Origin of the sequence: Sphingomonas sanguinis (assembly GCF_019297835.1) — a bacterium.
In the GTDB taxonomy this organism is placed as follows: domain Bacteria; phylum Pseudomonadota; class Alphaproteobacteria; order Sphingomonadales; family Sphingomonadaceae; genus Sphingomonas; species Sphingomonas sanguinis_D.
Genome location: NZ_CP079204.1, coordinates 16,576 through 32,517, shown reverse-complemented (window position 1 = coordinate 32,517; position 15,942 = coordinate 16,576). Strand labels below are relative to the sequence as shown.

Here is a 15,942-nt window from a genome sequence, read left to right as displayed (position 1 = left end):
TGCCTTGCGGCGCCTGGTAGGAATCATCGGCCCTTGCGAGGGCGGTTCGACCGAATGGCCCGGCGGAAATCCATCGCCGTGCCTGCGCATATGCTGTCCGACCGCGACCCGGTCAACCAACCGCAGAAGCATGAGACTATCGTTTTGGTGAGGACCGATAAAATGGCTTTGGCCACGGAATAAACCCCGACGAGCATCGTCTACGCTTTCGAGACCGATGCGCTGGAGGCTTATGCGTAGACGAGATTGGATGCTGGGTCTGACGGCTTCGGCCCTAATTACCGGCGCAGTCGCGGCCGCCCCCGCCGATGGCTACGCTACCATGATGTCTGTCGCGATGGACCGGATGATGGCGGGCATGATGGTCAAGCCGTCCGGTGACGTCGACCGCGACTTCGTGGCGATGATGCTTCCGCATCATCAGGGTGCCATCGATATGGCGGTGGCGGAGCTGCGCTACGGCCATAACGAGCAGCTCAAGCGCATCGCGCAGGAAATCATCATCGATCAGCAGCAGGAGATCGCCGCCATGAAGCTGGCGATCGGTCAGCCGCTACCCCCTTCGACGCCAGCCCCGACGCAGGGCGGCGACCACCACAGCCATATGGAGCACTGACATGATCCGGACCATCCTTCGATCGGCCGCCTTGCTGATGAGCGCCGCACCGGGCCTCGCCATGGCCCAGCAGGCGCCGTGGAACGCTAAGGACATGCCCGTCAGCCACCGCGACCGCGTCTATGCGTCTGAACAATTCTCCAACACGGTGTCGGTGACCGACCCGGCCGACAACCGGCTGCTCGGCGTCATCAAACTCGGCGATCCCCAGCCGATGAACTTCTCCCCGCTCTACAAGGGACAGGTGCTGGTTCACGGCCTCGGCTTCTCGCCGGACGGGAAGACCTTGGCGGTCGTGTCGATCGGATCGAACGCCGTGTCGTGGATCGACACCGCCACCAACACCGTCAAGCACACGACCTATGTCGGGCGCAGTCCGCACGAGGCGTTCTTCACGCCGGACGGCAAGGAGGTGTGGGTCACGGTCCGCGGCGAGGATTATATCGCCGTGCTCGACCCCACGACGTACAAGGAGACGGGGCGCATCAAGACGCCCGGTGGTCCGGGCATGACGATCTTCTCTCCCGATGGCCGGTACGGCTATGTCTGCTCTTCGTTCAATCCGGTATTGGCTGTGTTCGATGTCGCGACCCACGCGCAGGTCGGACAGGTGGCGCAGCCAAGCCCCTTCTGCCCCAACATCGCCGCGACGCCGGACGGCAAGCAAGTGTGGTTTACGCTGAAGGACATCGGCAAGACGGTCGCATTCGATGCTCGGCCACCCTTCGCGATCCTGAAGGTGCTGGATACCGGGCCTATCACGAACCATGTCAATTTCGCCCGCACGGCCAAGGGGCAGTTCGCGTATGTGACGGTCGGCGGAGAGAATGTGGTCAAGGTGTTCCGCACGTCCGACTTCACGCCGGTGGCAACAATTCCGGTCGGCAAGATGCCGCACGGTGTTTGGCCATCGGGCGACGGCCGGCGCGTTTATGTCGGGCTAGAGAATTCCGATGAGCTGGCCGCGATCGACACTGCCGGCAACACGGTCGTCGCTACCGTGCCGGTCGGACAGGCACCGCAGGCGATCGCCTATGTGTCGAACGCAGTTCCGACAGGCCCCGGCACCGACAATCTCCAGCCGCTCGGCACAGCGGGCAAGGCGCTGCATCTGACCATGGGGCCGATTGGCGGCAAAGGTACGGCAAGCAGCATCACCCTCTTCGACCAGGGCATCATTCAGGTCGTGCAGAGTGCCGTTACCGGTTTGCAGCCCAAGAAGCCTTACATGCTCGTACTGACCGCCAATGCGGACGGCAGCGGCGCTGTAGAGCCGCTTGCGAACTTCATGAGCAACCCGGCAGGTGCGGCGATCGTCAACGCATCGGGTCCGATCCGCCAGATCGTTCAGGGCAGCACCGCGACACCCCGGCGCTTTCTGGCGGTTGCGGAGGTGGTGAACGGCGCGCCGGGGCGCATCGTGCAGGTGCAGCGCGACTGAGATGGACCCGCTTGCCGCCGCGATCGAACCGCTGATCCCCGGGCTGCGCCGCTATGCCCGGTCGTGGTTGCGCGACCGGGTGATGGCGGATGACGTGGTGCAGGATTGCCTGGAGCGCGCGGTCGGGCGCTGGCGACAGCGACGGGGTGCGGAGGTCCGCCCGTGGGTCTATGCGATCCTGCACAATTTGTTGGTTGATCATCAGCGGCAGCATAGCCGGCGAGGTACGGCGGTTCCGCTCCACCTCGTGGACGACGCCGCGCTCGGCCGCCCGGCCGATCAGGACACAGGCCTGCACCACCGCGACCTGCTGCGCGCGCTTGATGCGTTGCCTGAAGAACAGCGAACGGTGCTGCTCCTGGTCTCGGTCGAGGGCCTGCCCTATGCGGAGGTCGCTGCCGTAGTCGGCGTGCCGCTGGGCACGGTAATGTCGCGCATATCGCGGGGGCGCGACCGTCTGGCGACCCTCCTCCGGGAGGGTGAACGGCCGCGATTGAGGAGCGTGCAATGACCAGCCCGATCGGCGAGGACGATCTGGCCGCATGGATCGATGGCAGGCTGTCGCCCGAGCGGCAGCGCCTGGTCGACGCCTATCTTGAAGGCCAGCCGGACGTGCATGCCCGTGTGCGAGAGCAGGCGGAGCAGGCGCGAGCCCTTGCATCCCTGTTCGCCCCCGTCGCGGATGAACCGATCCCGGCGACGATGCGCGTGGCAGCGATCAGGGGACGGCAACGGCAACCGCGTTGGCAGCTCGCCATCGCCGCGTCACTTCTGCTGGCGTTGGGGTTTGGCGGTGGCTGGTCGAGCGCGCGGTGGAGCGGCGAACCCCGCGCGGGCATCGCGGCGCTGGCCAACGAGGCGAGTGATAATTTCCGTGTCTATGCCGCCGACCGGATACGACCGGCGGAGATCGGCCCCGACCAGCGCGCCATGCTGATCCGATGGACCTCCGCTCGATTGGGTGAGCGCGTCACGATCCCGGACCTCAGCACGGCCGGCTATCGCTATGGCGGGGGGCGACTGGTCGCGACGCCCCACGGCCCTGCGGCACTGCTCCTCTACGACGGACCGCAAGCGTCGAAACTTGCGGTGCTGACGAGGCCCATGCAGATCGACAAGACCGCGAGCATGACCAGTACGTCCAGCGGGACCATGGGCCGGGTCACATGGGCGGTCGACGGGATCGGCTATAGTGTGGTGGGCGAGCGACCCGCGGCCGAACTGCATCCGATCGCCGATGAAGTCCGGCGTCAGGCAGATGCCGCGCTTGTGTCCTGATAGCGCCTTGCCGCCTCCCGGCGCCGACGGGCACCGGGCGGTCCAGCGCGATCACGGCTTGCGCTCGACATCCTTCCTGTCGGTCTCGGCCGGCGTCAGACGGGCTCGCTCGCGGATGCGGCGTTCCAGCGGCGCGCCGACGAACAGGACGAGCATTGCAAGGCTCACCCCGCCGATGATGAGCGGCCACACCGCCAACCCTGCTGCCGCGCCGATCGTGGCTGTCACCCAGATGCACGCGGCGGTCGCCAATCCATGCACTTCCTGACCCTGGCCGACCCGCAGCACCGCACCGGCACCGATGAAGCCGACGCCGGACAGAATGCCCTGCATCGCCCGTCCTGCGGCATCGGCGTTCACGTTCGGCAAGCCACTATGCACGATCGCCTGAACGGCGATGCAACTCGCCAGACCGACCAGACCCAGCGTCCGCAGGCCCATGATCTGCCGGTTCTCGCGCGAGCGTTCCCAGCCGAGCACCATCCCGGCCGCGGTCGCCACCACCAGCCGCCCGATCGCATCGATCCAGAAGCCGATGTCCGATGCCGCTGACGCTTCGATCATTCGACCAGCACGTGGACGTGATGCCAGGCGGTGCACAGATATCCGGCGAAGTTCCACATCGTGTCCGGCCGTTCGGGCTGTCCCTGTCCAGCCCCGTCGAAGGCGCGCACGACAAGGTGCTGGCGACCTTTGGCAAGCGTGGCGTCGAGGGTCCAGCGCCGCCAACCCCAGTGCGTCTCCGGATCATCGGCGAACGTCGCCTGTTGCCACTCGCGACCACCGTTTACCGACACTTCGACCCGAGAGACGCGGCGATCATAGGCGATGGCATAGCCCTCGATCCGCACCTCCCCGGCCGGCAGGCTTTCGCCAGAGCCGGGCACGCAGATCGCGGCGTTGAGCGGCATGGCATTGATGGTCAGACCCCGGCTCCAGTCGACGGTGTCGCTCGTCACATCGGCGGGAAACAGCTTGTAGTCGTGCGCCTGGATCGGTGCGTCGGAAGGCATGTCTCGCACCTCGATCCGTGTCAGCCATTTGGCGCTGCGCACGCCGGCATAGCCCGGCACCACCATGCGGAGCGGTGCGCCGTGTTCGGGCGTCAGCGGCTCGCCGTTCATCGCCCAGACGAGGAGGACGTCGGGCTGCCGCGCCTTGCTCATGGCGATCGATACCCCGAACAAGGCTTCCTCGCCCTCCACGTCCACCTCGTCCGCGCCGGTGAACGCCACGAACAGGTCGGACGCATCAGGTGCGCCGACCGCATCGAGCACATCGGCCAGGCGTACGCCGGTCCACTCTGCATTGCCGATCGCGCCGACATCCCAAGGATCACCCGACGTTTTTCCGACCTGCTGGAGGTCAGTGCGCCGGTTGCCGGCGCACTGGAGAACTGCCGTCACCGTCCGCGTGGGGAACGTAGCTTTCAGTTCCTCTACCGAGAAAGAGCGGCTCGCCATGCCCGTCCCGCTCACCTCGATCCGATGATTGGCGGGCAGATCCGGCACTGGCCCGTGGCTGCGCACGTAGAACAGCGCCTGCGGCGTCAGGAACCGCTCGATCAACGCACTGGGCGTCGGCTCGGCGTTGTAGGGATCGGATTTGCGCTCGATCATATCGGTCATGGACGAACAAACGCCGCAAGCGCGCGGATCGCTTCAAGTCTTCAAGACCATCACAGACGAAAGGCTGCCGATCGTTCCGATATCCAGATTGGAATGAGCAGATCAAACGGTTGGTCGTATCGATCAGATTGCGCGATATAAGCTGCATGACCCTGGAGCAGCTCAGAATATTCGTCGGTGTCGCGGAGCGCGAACACGTCACCAAGGCAGCGGAGGTGCTGAACGTCACGCAGTCTGCTGCCTCCGGCGCGATTGCTGCCCTCGAAGCGCGCTACGGGGTTCCTCTGTTTCACCGCGTCGGGCGTGGCATCCAGCTGACCGAAGCAGGCCGCGGCTTTCTGGAGGAAGCGCGCGCGGTGCTGGGGCGGGCAGCGCATGCCGAGACGATGCTGGCGGACTATGCCGGGCTCGCGCGTGGTTCGTTGCGGATCGTCGCCAGCCAGACGATCGCGAGCTACTGGTTGCCGGCAAAGCTCGCCGCCTTCCACGAACGCCACCCGCAGATCGCGGTTGAGCTCGCGATCGACAACACCGAAGGTGCGGCAGCGCAGGTCCTGAGCGGCGCGGCGGAACTCGGCTTTGTCGAGGGCGAGGTGGACGAACCGGCACTCGCCCACTGGACTGTCGGGCGTGATCCGATGGTGCTGGTCGGCCGCGAGGACGCCGAACGTGTCGACGAGGCCTGGCTGCGCACTGAACGCTGGATCGTCCGTGAGCTGGGATCCGGTACGCGCTCGACCTTCGAGGACGTGCTGCGAACGCGCGGGTTTGATCCGGCCCAGCTGACGATAGCGATGACGCTGCCGTCCAACGAGGCGGTGCGTACCGCGGTCGAGGCCGGTGCCGGCGTTGCCGTCTTGTCGCGATTGGTCGTCGCGCGCGCGCTCAAGGCTGGCGATCTCGTCGAGCTGCCGCTCGGGCTGCCCGACCGCGCCTTTCACGCGCTGCGCCACAAGGAACGCTATCGCACCCGCGCGGCCGACGCGCTGACGGATCTCATCAAGGAGCAGGTCGCATGACTGCCGACACGCACTCCGTTCTGAGCGGCCTCAAGCCGCTCAGCCGGCTCGATCACCCCCGCGAGATGATCCGCCAGTTCACGCCCAACTGGTTCGCCGCGACGATGGGCACGGGCATCCTCGCGCTCGCACTGCCGCAGGTACCCGGCATTGGACCCTCGCTGAAGCCATTCGGCGAGGTGTTGTGGTTCTTCAACATCGCACTCTTCGCGCTGTTCGCCGGCCTCTATGGCGCGCGCTGGGTGATGTTCGGGCATGAGGCGCGGCGCATCTTCGGGCACAACACCGTGTCAATGTTCATCGGGACCATCCCGATGGGGCTGGCGACAATCATCAACGGCTGCCTCGCCTTCGGCATCGCGCGGTTCGGGAATGGCATCGTACCGGTCGCGCAGGTCTTGTGGTGGATCGACGTCGCCATGTCGCTCGCCTGCGGCGTGCTGATCCCGTACCTGATGTTCACCCGCCACGAGCATAGCCTGGACGGCATGACCGCGGTATGGCTGCTGCCGGTCGTCGCTGCCGAAGTGGCGGGCGCCAGCGGCGGGCTGCTCGCGCCGCATCTGGCCGATCCCCACGCGCAGCTAGTCACGCTTGCGACCTCCTATGTGCTGTGGGCCTATTCGGTGCCGGTCGCGTTTGGCATCCTCGCCATCCTCATCCTGCGCATGGCACTCCATAAGTTGCCGCATGAAAGCATGGCGGCATCCTCCTGGCTGGCGCTGGGGCCGATCGGCACGGGTGCTCTGGGCATGCTGGTGCTCGGGGCAGATGCGCCGGCGATCCTCGCGGCGCACGGGTTGGCCGATGTCGGTAGCGTCGCTCAAGGGATCGGCGTTGTCGCCGGACTCTGCCTGTGGGGTTTCGGCCTGTGGTGGCTGGCGCTCGCGACGCTTATCACCATCCGCTACTGGCGCGCGGGCGTGCCGTTCAACCTCGGCTGGTGGGGCTACACCTTCCCGCTCGGCGTCTACACCGTCGCCACCTTCCGCCTCGGCACGACGCTGAACCTTATGTTTTTCGGTATCGTCGGCACGGTGCTGACGGTTGCGCTCGCGGCGATGTGGCTGCTGGTCGGTGCCAAGACGCTAGCCGGTGCATGGCGGGGCAACCTGTTCGTCTCGCCCTGCATCGCCACCCCGAACTGATCCGCCATGATGATCGGATCAGTCGGTCCGATCACTTGCAGAATGCCCCTTCGATCCGCCAGCGTGACTGGCCACAGGAGAGCCTTGTCATGGACAATTTCGACGCCGGGCTGGCGAGTGAGACCAGCCGTCGCCGCTTCCTCAGCCATGCCGCGCTCGGCACCGCCGGCCTTGCCGCCGCGCCGGCACTGGCGCAGCAGCTCGTCGACCTGAAGCTGCCCGGCGGCAATGCCGAGCGGCCGATGACCAGCGCCTTTCCCGGCAAGGGCAGCATGATCCTCCAGCGCGTCCATCCACCCTTGCTGGAGACGCCGATGGAGGTCTTCGACAAGTCGGTGTTCACGCCCAACGACCAGTTCTTCGTCCGCTGGCACTGGGCCGACATACCGACCTCGATCGACGTCGAAAGTTTCCGCCTCAACGTCTTCGGCCACGTCAATCGGCCGCTGTCGATCAGCCTCGCTCAGCTGCTGCGCCTTCCACGGGTCGAGATGGCGGCGGTGAACCAGTGCTCGGGCAACAGCCGCGGGCTGTTCCAGCCGCGCGTCGCCGGCGCGCAATGGGGCAATGGCGCGATGGGCAACGCCAAGTGGCTCGGCGTTCGCCTGCGCGACGTGCTCGACCTCGCCGGGGTCAAGGCAGGCGCGGTGCAGGTGCGCTTCGGCGCTCTCGATCAGCCGGTCGTGGCGGGCGCTCCTGACTTCGAGAAGGCACTCGACATCGACCATGCCCGCGACGGCGAGGTCATGATCGCCTTCGGCATGAACGGCGAGCAACTGCCGCTCCTCAACGGCTTTCCCTGCCGGCTGATCGTGCCGGGCTGGTACTCGACCTATTGGGTCAAGATGCTGAACGCGATCGAGGTACTGCCCGGCCCTGACGACCAGTATTGGATGGCCAAGGCCTACAAGATCCCCGCGACACCCGGCGCGAATGTCGCGCCCGGTGCCAAGGACTTCCCGACCGTACCGATCAATCGCATGATCCCGCGTAGCTGGATGACCAGCCTGCCCGATGGTCAGGCGATCGCCTATGAAGCGTCGATCCCGGTCGGCGGCATCGCAATGGGCGGCGATTGCGGCGTCGCCAAGGTCGATGTGTCGTCGGACGGTGGCCGCACCTGGTACAGGACGACGCTCGGAGCGGACGAGGGCAGGTACAGCTTCCGGCGCTGGGACGGGCGGGTGCCGCTGAGACGCGGGCCTAACCCCATCATGGTGCGCTGCTGGAACACCAACGGTGTCGCTCAGCCGATGAAGCCGATCTGGAATCCCGGCGGGTTCATGCGCGGCAACATTGAAACCACCACCATCATCGCGGCCTGAGGAGCGAGCAAATCATGAAGACTCCGTCTCCCGGCATGATGGCTGCTGGCCTGATCGGCCTGACCGGCATCATCCTCGTCTCGATCGGCGCGCCGAGCAGCCGCAAGGCGCCCGTTCCGATCTCCGAGATGTCTGAGCCGGCACCGGCCGCCAGCGTGTCAGCGCGCGGCTTCTCGCTTGCCTCGACCAGCGTCGACCTGCCGGCCGACGACGCGACCTACCCCGACGGTCCGCACGCCGACGTCATCAATGCCAATTGCACCTCGTGCCACTCAGCCAGCATGGCGCTGACCCAGCCTGCGCTATCGGCGGATCAGTGGAAGGCGACCGTCACCAAGATGCGTGAGGTGTATAAGGCGCCAGTGGCCGAGAAGGACGTCGATGCGATCGTTGCTTATCTCACCGCTATGCCGAGCCAGAAGGTGGCACCCGCGACCGGCAAGGCGCAGGACCCGGACCCCAAAGTGGCTCCTGATGTCTCAGGTGGAACCGGCTAACCGATCTACTTCCATAATCCCGAAATACCATCCTAATGGGAACGCCCCGGCCGTTTCGATCGCCGTTCCCGGTCGGGAAGTCGGCAGGGGAACATACGATAGGCGACCACAATGAGGCTACGCTGTCGCCCTTTGTGATCGCGCGATCACCTTGAAGTTGCCGACGGCATGCGCAACCAGTTGTCCGCTCGCGGCATGAACTTCGCCCAGCACGTATACCGTGCCGCCGCTCACGTGACCTACCCGTGCCGTCGCGGTGATCGGCATTACCTCAGGGGTCACTGGCGACAGGTAGGTAACGTGCAAATCCAGCGTCAATAACGTGCTGTCATCCGGAACGACTGTACCCGCAGCGCATCCCATAGCCGTGTCCAGGATGGTTGCCGTCGCTCCCCCATGCAGCATTCCCATGCCGTTATCGAGTTTGCGATCATAGGCGAGCCGCATACCGATCGATCTCAGCCTTGATGATGTCAAACCCAACCGTTTGCGCCATTGGGGGCGGCTGCATGTGGCCGTCCTGGATCGCGCGAACAAAAGTGAGGCCAGCAGGCGCTGCCGGCGCCTGGAAGGTTTCAGTCATGGTCGAAGCTCACTTTCGCGGTGACGGAAAGGCCAGGGCGCAGACGATCGACGATCGTCTGGCCGGGGTCGAGACGGATGCACTTGCTGGATGGCGTGAGCGAGGGCCAGTGCCGCGTCGAGGTGCTTGTTGTCGACCACCGGCGCCTGGTTCATCCGGCGCATCTTGTCGAAGACGCGATAGGGCAGGGCTTCGCCGTCGTGCTGAATCTCGAGCCGGCCATCCGGATACTCGCACACATCCACCTTCTTGCGGGCCAGGCCCTGTGCGACCGGGGACGGTTCCAGGATGAACATCGCCTTGTTGTAATGAAGGGTGAGGGCGCCGGTGACGATGCGCTGCTCGCGCCAGACCACCTCGGCTTCTAGGTTCTCGTGGATGGCGAGCGGCCGGTGCAGATCGCGCGGGTCGAAGGGCGCCTTGGCGAACCGTTGATTGTGCCGCGCCATGTAGGAGGGGAGAAAGGCGTTGGCTTGGTCGATGGTGGAGATGCGCTGTAGCCGCATCGCCTTCACCAGACGGTCCTGCAGCGTCGCGTTGACCCGCTCGACGCGTCCCTTCGCCTGCGGCAAGTTCGCGCAGATCAGCTCGATGTTGAGCCGGTCCAGCGCCCGCCCGAGGTGGGTCATGCCGTCGCCCTTCGCCGAGGCCGTGTTGTTGTGAAAGGCGCTGTGCTTGTCGGTGTAGAAGGCCACCGGCTTGCCGTGCCGCTCGAGATAGGTCCTCGTCGCGCGCAAGTACAAGAAGGTGCTCTCGCTCTCCACCATCTCGACGTGCATAAGCTCGCTGGTGGCATCGTCGATGAAGACCAGGAGCGTGCATTGCGGACCGCGGCCCTCGAACCACCAGTGCTTGGAGCCATCAACCTGGATGAGCTCGCCGCGGCAGTCGCGCCGGTAGCGGGGCTGGTACGGGCGAGGGCGCTTGGCCGCACGATCCTGCCACAGCCCCGCCTCCAGCATGATGCGCCGCAGGGTCTCGCACGACAGGCCGATGCCATGGCGCTCGGCGAGGTACTCGCGCGCCAGCGTGGGTCCGAAGTCAGCGTAGTGCTCGCGCACCAGCGCGACCACCTCGGCGCGGAAAGCGTCGCTGTAGCGTCGGTTGCTCGGGCGTCCTCGCTTGCGCGACACCAGGCCGCTCGCGCCGTCCTCTCGCAGGCGGCCCAGCAGTCGGTAAACCTGCCGCCCGGCCAGGCCGAGCAGCTCCATCGCGTCCGCGACCCAGATCTCGCCGCGGTCGAGCCGCATCAGCGTGTCGAACCAGGTGATCTCAGCAGCACTCATTGTCAGCACCGTCATACCATGCGCGTCCTCGTTGCCGAGGAAGGCTATGACACCGGCGACCCGCCGACCGCAGCGGCAGTGCCGTTTCTATCTAGTGGAGTAGTGTCATTTGTATCTAGCGCTTACATCGCCGCAGTTCGATAATATTTGTTATGTTAAGATGTGGCTTTTTAGGCTAATTGGCCATTCGGCTCCACGACAACCGGACGTTCTAAAAGTCCCGGTCTCTCAGCCCGCAGATGAAAGCCTGCCGCCCATGCTACATCCCGATGCCAAGCCCGCGGCTGCGGGTCCGCCCGATCATCTGCTCGAGCTCCTGGCCGACGCTGGCACCGGTGTTGTTGCCAAGACCCAGCTGCACCTTGCGATTGCGCAGGATGGACTCGACCTGTGGGTCACGTTCCAGGCCCTTGGCCATGCCCATCATCCGGTCTGCGACCCGGTTGGCGCGCGTCTCCTCGTGATCACGCATTAGCAGGCTCCGCTGACGTTCCAGCGCCTGCCAGCGCTGCACAAAGACATCGGCGCGGAGCGCAGGATTGTCGCGCATCTCGGCTTCAAGCTGCATGGCTCGGATCGCTGCTGTCGTGCGCCCCTGTGCCGTCTCCCCGATCAGACGCAGATCACACGCCATGGCCCGTTCAAGGTTCTGCGAAGCTTGCGGGGCAAACGTGTCGAGCAACGCTCGGCTGGTGCGCAATTCGTGACGCTGCTCCGGTGTGTACGGCGCACCAATGTTTTGCGCATGCCGCATGGCCTGGACGATGCGGCCATGGCGGGCCACGGCATCGCCAAGCTCGGATGCACGGGCGTGTGCAGCAATGACAGGCTTGCTCGGCGAAGGCGGCGCGACGGGATCGAGCGACGGCGTGGGATTCGATCTGCGCAACCGCAGGCCATCAAACATGTTGCATTTCGGCGCCTGTGTGTCGTGCTGATCGCGGATGTTGCGCCGCTCGGCAAAGACGCGCGACACCTGGGCCGTAGACGCTCTCGCATAGTCCGATGCCATGTCCTTGCCACGCTCACGCGACAGCGTCGCGGCAAGTCGGTCGTGGTCAGCAAAGTCATCTTGGCCATAGTGGAGATCGACACCGTCACGATGCCGCGACAGCGCGACATAGGCGGCATGGCGATCAAGTCCCGGCGTCGCCAGCACATGCACCCGGTCGACGGTCATGCCCTGCGCCTTGTGGATGGTGGCGGCATAGCCATGGTCGACAGCGGCATAATCCTTGAGGTCGAACGATACGGCCGTGCCATTGTCGAGCATCACCGCCATGCGGGTCGCGGTCACACTTTCGATCCGGCCGAGCGAGCCGTTCTTGACGCCCAGGCTACGCTCGTTGCGTCCGAACATCACCCGGTCGCCGGCAGCAAAGGGACGCTCGCCCTTCTCGACCTGCAGAGTGACGTCGTCGCCGAGCTCGCTCTGCCGACGCAGTCGATCGCGCGCCGTCTGGTTGAGCAGTGTCACCTCGTCATTAGTGTGGGTAAGGATGATGCGACTAGAGTTAGGCTCCGCTTGGCGCTGCCGGTCCCAACGGTTGATCAGATCGACCCGTGCCGCCTCGCGGGTCTCGGCAACGTGGATCGCGTCATGCTGCTGGTATGCGCCAAGGGCATCGCCTGTACGTTCGGTGGCAAGCTGGCGCGTCGCCATGCGCTGCCAGTCCTGGCGCTGGCGGCGTATGTCGGTGATCTCGATACTGCCATGGCGCTCGGCGACACTGCGGAACGCAGCGCCGGCTTCGATCGCCTGGAGCTGTTCGGGGTCGCCGACCAGCACGACCTTGGCGCCGCGCTTCCCGGCCTCGGCGATCACCCGTTCGAGTTGGCGCGTGCCGATCATCCCGGCCTCGTCGACGATGAGGATCGACTTGTCGGTCAGGAACTCACGTCCCTGCCCCCATTGATGCTCGAGGCTGGCGATGGTGCGTGAGGCGATGCCCGAGCCGCCCTCTAGGTTCTCGGCCGCGATGCCCGACAGCGCCAAGCCCTGAACGTGATAGCCAGCGCTTTCCCAAGCCTCGCGCGCCACACCCAGCATCGCCGACTTGCCGGTCCCGGCATAGCCGACGACAACACCCAGGCCGCGGCCACTGGTGACATGATCAAAGGCGCTGCGTTGCTCGGGCGACAGGGTCAGTCCGCGCATCTCGGCGCGCACCAGCGCCAGCTTGCGATGCTGGTCGTTCAACCCATGGCGACGGCTCGCCTCGAGCTTCACCGTGGCACGCTGCAGCCGCGCTTCGATATCGATCATATCGCGGCTGGTGAAGCGTTCTTGCCCTCGTCCATCCTTGCCGAGCTTGACCAGTTCGGGTGAGGCCCGGACTGCCGCCATCACCTGGTCGAACTGCTCCTTTCCCTCGCTGTGGCGATGGACGAACATCGCCAAGTCGCGGGTGGTGAAGGTCGCTTGCGTGCGCGTGATCGTATCCAGCGCGATCGCCGGGTTGGCGATGAGCTTGTCGCCATTGGCGCGGGCAATGGCATGGTGCTCGGTGAGCCGCTCGCTGGTGAGACCCTGCTCGACCATGCGCGAGGCGGCAGGGCCGATCTTGTGCTGGGGCTCGAGGTCGATCCCTTGCGCCTCCAGACTGCGGTGATCGACCCGTGCGTCGATGTCGAGTTCGGCCAGCCTGGCGTTGACATGACCTGCCCAACGCTCGCGCCAGGTCTCGAGCAGATCGGTGCGGTTCCAGTCGCGGTTCTTCTTGCCAAAACCCTTCTCGTTCACCTCGCGAAGGGCCAGCATGACATGGGCATGGGGCTTGGGTTCGCCGTCTACACCGATGTCCCAATGCACATTGAGATCGGCAACCATGCCGCGCGCGACAAACTCATGACTAACGAAGTCGCGCGCCAGTCGAATGCCCTCGGCCTGGTCGAGCTCACGCGGGATGGCGAACTCGACCTCGCGGGCAAGCTGCGCATCCTTCCGAACCTCCACCGCCTCGACCGCATTCCACAGCACCTCGCGGTCACGCCACGCCTCGGGTGCACCATCGGGCAGCAGCACTTCGGAATGGACGACGCCGGCCTTGTTGGAGAAGTCGTGGTGGCGATCGAGCCGCTGATCGTGCAGCCGCGAGGCGGAGCGATAGGCAGCGGCCGCCAGCGCCGAGGAGCCGTTGGCGCGGGAAATGATCTTGGCGGAGAAATGGTAGATCGCCATGGCGGCAATCCATCTACACTACACAAGCGACGTCGGCACGACGTATAAGCGCGCCCTTCGAAGATTTCATCTGTCTCGGGACGCGGTTGTCCCAAGTCATCCCGGCGCATTGCAGCTGATCGAACGCCCCGATAACTGGATCATCCTACCCGTACAACGGAAGGATGATCCCATGCGCAAACCCTGCGACTATGACGCTGAGCTCAAGGCGCTCGATAACAAGGCGAAACAGCTGAAGACCCGCAAGCGTGAGCAGCTCGGCGAGCTAGTCATCGCGACTGGTGCCGCTGCGCTGCCGGTTGAGCAGTTGGCGGGCGTGCTGCTGCTGGCGGTGGAGGCGACAGACGGAAGCGTGAAGGAGGCGCAGCGGACGCGCGGGGCGACGTTCTTTCGCGCGAAATCCGGCGCACGCCCAATCGCTTGCCGTAATGACAGCAGCCATGCGACGGACAGCGGTTCTCCGCGCCCGGCTCCAGCTGCGCCGGGCGCGGCATGATGTACGCGCGTGGCGAGTGAAGCGCCGCGAACGCACCCGCCAGTTGATCGAGCTGGGCGGTCTCGTCGCCAAGGCCGGTCTTGTCGACCTGACCGACGATGACCGTGGGCTGATCTATGGCGCACTCATCGATGTAGCGAGCAGGCTGCGCGGGGAGGACAGCGAGCGCTATCGGCTGATCTGGACGCGGCGCGGACGGCGCGCTTTTGCCGATGATGCGAGCGCAGGCTGACGGACGTCAGGCCTGTGCGAGCCGCTTTTCGCAAGCCTCTTTGACGATCTGCTGGAGCAGTTCGACCCGTTCGGCCAGCCATTCGAGCTCGGCCGGCGTAACATTGTAGTGCGGCGAGTAGCGCGCGTTGACATAGGCCTGGCGCAGCAGCTCGAAGCAGCGCTGCGCGAATTTGGTGTCGCGCGGCCAGACGCCGATAAGCTCATGCACAAGCGGCTCGGCCTGGCTGCGCAGGAAGTTCAGCTTATGCGACTTCGGGCTGTACAGCGTCAGGGTCAGCAGTAGGCAATGGTAGAAGCGTTCGGTTGCCTGGTGAAGGGAAAACGCTGCTTCACTCCGCCAATCCTGCGTATCGCCCTCAGCACGCTGTAAATGGGAGGTGCGAAGGGCGGTTTGCGCTTTAAGAAACCACTGTTCGAAGTGCTTCCGAGCCTCGGCCAGCGCCGCTTTCGGCTCCAGCGGCTGGGGCGTGACGAAGGGGTAGTCTTCGACTTCATATAGGGCGATGCCCTGCTCGATCGCATCGATGAAGAACGGCCGCCCTTGGGTCAGCTGATTGTTCACATCGGCGAGGCTATGGACGATGAAGCTGACCGGCGCCGATATGCGCTTCGAGATCGTCACTTCGCGGACGAACTGGTCGTCGGCCTTGGCCCAGAACTCACCCGGCTCGGTCAGCCGCTCGTCGCTGACGACGACAAGGATGTCATAGTCGGACTGGTAGCCGCCGATGGGATCGTCGACCCAGTCGCCGCGCGCATAGGAGCCGTAGAGGATGACCTTGAGGATGCGACCCTGCCGACGCCATTTCTGCGTCGACAGCGACGTCGCCTGTTCAAACTCGGCAAACAGCACTTCCACGATCCGATCGAGATCGCGGCGCTTCTTGTCGGGCAGATGAGCAACGTCGTCGCGCATGGCAATCATCTTAGCAAACCGTTACGGAAGCGTACATCGTGAACCCCTCGTTCGCTTCGATCCCAAGCATCGTGAACATAGGCTATCTTAGGCAGGACTAGGACCAGACTGACGAAATCCGTGTAAGATTAGGCGCTTTGGTCGTAGCAGGTGGAGACACGTCGCCAGTTTGGGATCTTGTCGACCAAGCGCTTGATCTAATTGCGTCATCGATATTTGACCCAGACATGGGATACTGAATTTCGGTAATTGCACTGGGTGGAGATCGCGTCCTCGATGTTCGTGCCGTCGGAA

Annotated in this window: 16 protein-coding genes and 1 riboswitch; of the genes, 10 read left to right on the top strand and 6 right to left on the bottom strand. The window is 64.9% G+C overall.

Going from position 1 to position 15,942, the window contains the following annotated elements:
- Positions 1-10: 10 nt before the first annotated feature.
- Positions 11-87, bottom strand: a riboswitch (Fluoride riboswitch).
- Positions 88-217: 130 nt separating this feature from the next.
- From KV697_RS19725 to KV697_RS19710, 4 genes are read left to right on the top strand one after another with little or no spacing between them, the layout of a single operon-like run.
- Positions 218-616 (top strand): DUF305 domain-containing protein, encoded by a 399-nt coding sequence (locus KV697_RS19725; RefSeq protein ID WP_257575921.1) that lies wholly within the window; start codon positions 218-220, stop codon positions 614-616.
- Between the two features lies 1 nt (position 617).
- Positions 618-2,057 carry a YncE family protein gene (locus KV697_RS19720; protein ID WP_007406255.1) on the top strand — a complete coding sequence of 480 codons (1,440 nt, stop codon included), beginning with the start codon at positions 618-620 and terminating at the stop codon, positions 2,055-2,057.
- A 1-nt stretch (position 2,058) separates the two neighbouring features.
- The gene (locus KV697_RS19715; protein ID WP_007406239.1) at positions 2,059-2,568 is read left to right on the top strand and encodes an RNA polymerase sigma factor; all 510 of its coding nucleotides are present in this window, start codon (positions 2,059-2,061) and stop codon (positions 2,566-2,568) included.
- Positions 2,565-3,335 (top strand): anti-sigma factor family protein, encoded by a 771-nt coding sequence (locus KV697_RS19710; protein ID WP_007406229.1) that lies wholly within the window; start codon positions 2,565-2,567, stop codon positions 3,333-3,335. Before KV697_RS19715 ends, KV697_RS19710 begins: the two co-directional genes overlap by 4 nt.
- A gap of 51 nt (positions 3,336-3,386) precedes the next feature.
- Here KV697_RS19710 and KV697_RS19705 read toward each other — a convergent pair whose 3' ends face one another.
- The gene (locus KV697_RS19705; RefSeq protein ID WP_219021587.1) at positions 3,387-3,899 is read right to left on the bottom strand and encodes an MgtC/SapB family protein; all 513 of its coding nucleotides are present in this window, start codon (positions 3,897-3,899) and stop codon (positions 3,387-3,389) included.
- Positions 3,896-4,963 (bottom strand): molybdopterin-dependent oxidoreductase, encoded by a 1,068-nt coding sequence (locus KV697_RS19700; protein WP_058733711.1) that lies wholly within the window; start codon positions 4,961-4,963, stop codon positions 3,896-3,898. The genes KV697_RS19705 and KV697_RS19700 overlap by 4 nt, the downstream gene beginning before the upstream one ends.
- Before the next feature lie 146 nt (positions 4,964-5,109).
- Between KV697_RS19700 and KV697_RS19695 the strand changes: the two genes are divergently transcribed.
- The 4 genes from KV697_RS19695 (at position 5,110) to KV697_RS19680 (ending at position 8,952) form a co-directional block, all read left to right on the top strand.
- Positions 5,110-5,982 carry a LysR family transcriptional regulator gene (locus KV697_RS19695; RefSeq protein ID WP_058733710.1) on the top strand — a complete coding sequence of 291 codons (873 nt, stop codon included), beginning with the start codon at positions 5,110-5,112 and terminating at the stop codon, positions 5,980-5,982.
- On the top strand, positions 5,979-7,130 hold the full coding sequence (locus tag KV697_RS19690) for a TDT family transporter (protein ID WP_219021586.1): 1,152 nt from the start codon (positions 5,979-5,981) through the stop codon (positions 7,128-7,130). The genes KV697_RS19695 and KV697_RS19690 overlap by 4 nt, the downstream gene beginning before the upstream one ends.
- A gap of 89 nt (positions 7,131-7,219) precedes the next feature.
- Positions 7,220-8,455: a molybdopterin-dependent oxidoreductase gene (locus tag KV697_RS19685; protein ID WP_007406293.1), complete on the top strand. Its 1,236-nt coding sequence runs from the start codon at positions 7,220-7,222 to the stop codon at positions 8,453-8,455.
- 14 nt (positions 8,456-8,469) lie between these two features.
- The gene (locus KV697_RS19680) at positions 8,470-8,952 is read left to right on the top strand and encodes a c-type cytochrome (RefSeq protein ID WP_007406258.1); all 483 of its coding nucleotides are present in this window, start codon (positions 8,470-8,472) and stop codon (positions 8,950-8,952) included.
- A 117-nt stretch (positions 8,953-9,069) separates the two neighbouring features.
- Here KV697_RS19680 and KV697_RS19675 read toward each other — a convergent pair whose 3' ends face one another.
- The 3 genes from KV697_RS19675 to traA form a co-directional block, all read right to left on the bottom strand.
- Positions 9,070-9,399: a PaaI family thioesterase gene (locus KV697_RS19675; protein WP_219021585.1), complete on the bottom strand. Its 330-nt coding sequence runs from the start codon at positions 9,397-9,399 to the stop codon at positions 9,070-9,072.
- A gap of 132 nt (positions 9,400-9,531) precedes the next feature.
- Positions 9,532-10,836 carry an ISNCY family transposase gene (locus KV697_RS19670; protein WP_219021584.1) on the bottom strand — a complete coding sequence of 435 codons (1,305 nt, stop codon included), beginning with the start codon at positions 10,834-10,836 and terminating at the stop codon, positions 9,532-9,534.
- A 244-nt stretch (positions 10,837-11,080) separates the two neighbouring features.
- The gene (gene traA, locus KV697_RS19665; protein WP_219021583.1) at positions 11,081-14,002 is read right to left on the bottom strand and encodes a Ti-type conjugative transfer relaxase TraA; all 2,922 of its coding nucleotides are present in this window, start codon (positions 14,000-14,002) and stop codon (positions 11,081-11,083) included.
- Positions 14,003-14,111: 109 nt separating this feature from the next.
- Here traA and KV697_RS19660 point away from each other — a divergent pair, with 109 nt between their 5' ends.
- Both KV697_RS19660 and KV697_RS19655 read left to right on the top strand, forming a co-directional pair.
- Positions 14,112-14,498, top strand: coding sequence for a conjugal transfer protein TraD (locus tag KV697_RS19660; RefSeq protein ID WP_257575919.1), 387 nt, complete (start codon positions 14,112-14,114; stop codon positions 14,496-14,498).
- 16 nt (positions 14,499-14,514) lie between these two features.
- Positions 14,515-14,730 carry a conjugal transfer protein TraD gene (locus KV697_RS19655; protein WP_306822696.1) on the top strand — a complete coding sequence of 72 codons (216 nt, stop codon included), beginning with the start codon at positions 14,515-14,517 and terminating at the stop codon, positions 14,728-14,730.
- 6 nt (positions 14,731-14,736) lie between these two features.
- On the opposite strand, the gene KV697_RS19650 is transcribed toward KV697_RS19655, so the two are convergent.
- Positions 14,737-15,648: a nucleotidyltransferase and HEPN domain-containing protein gene (locus KV697_RS19650; RefSeq protein ID WP_219021581.1), complete on the bottom strand. Its 912-nt coding sequence runs from the start codon at positions 15,646-15,648 to the stop codon at positions 14,737-14,739.
- Positions 15,649-15,942 lie beyond the last annotated feature (294 nt).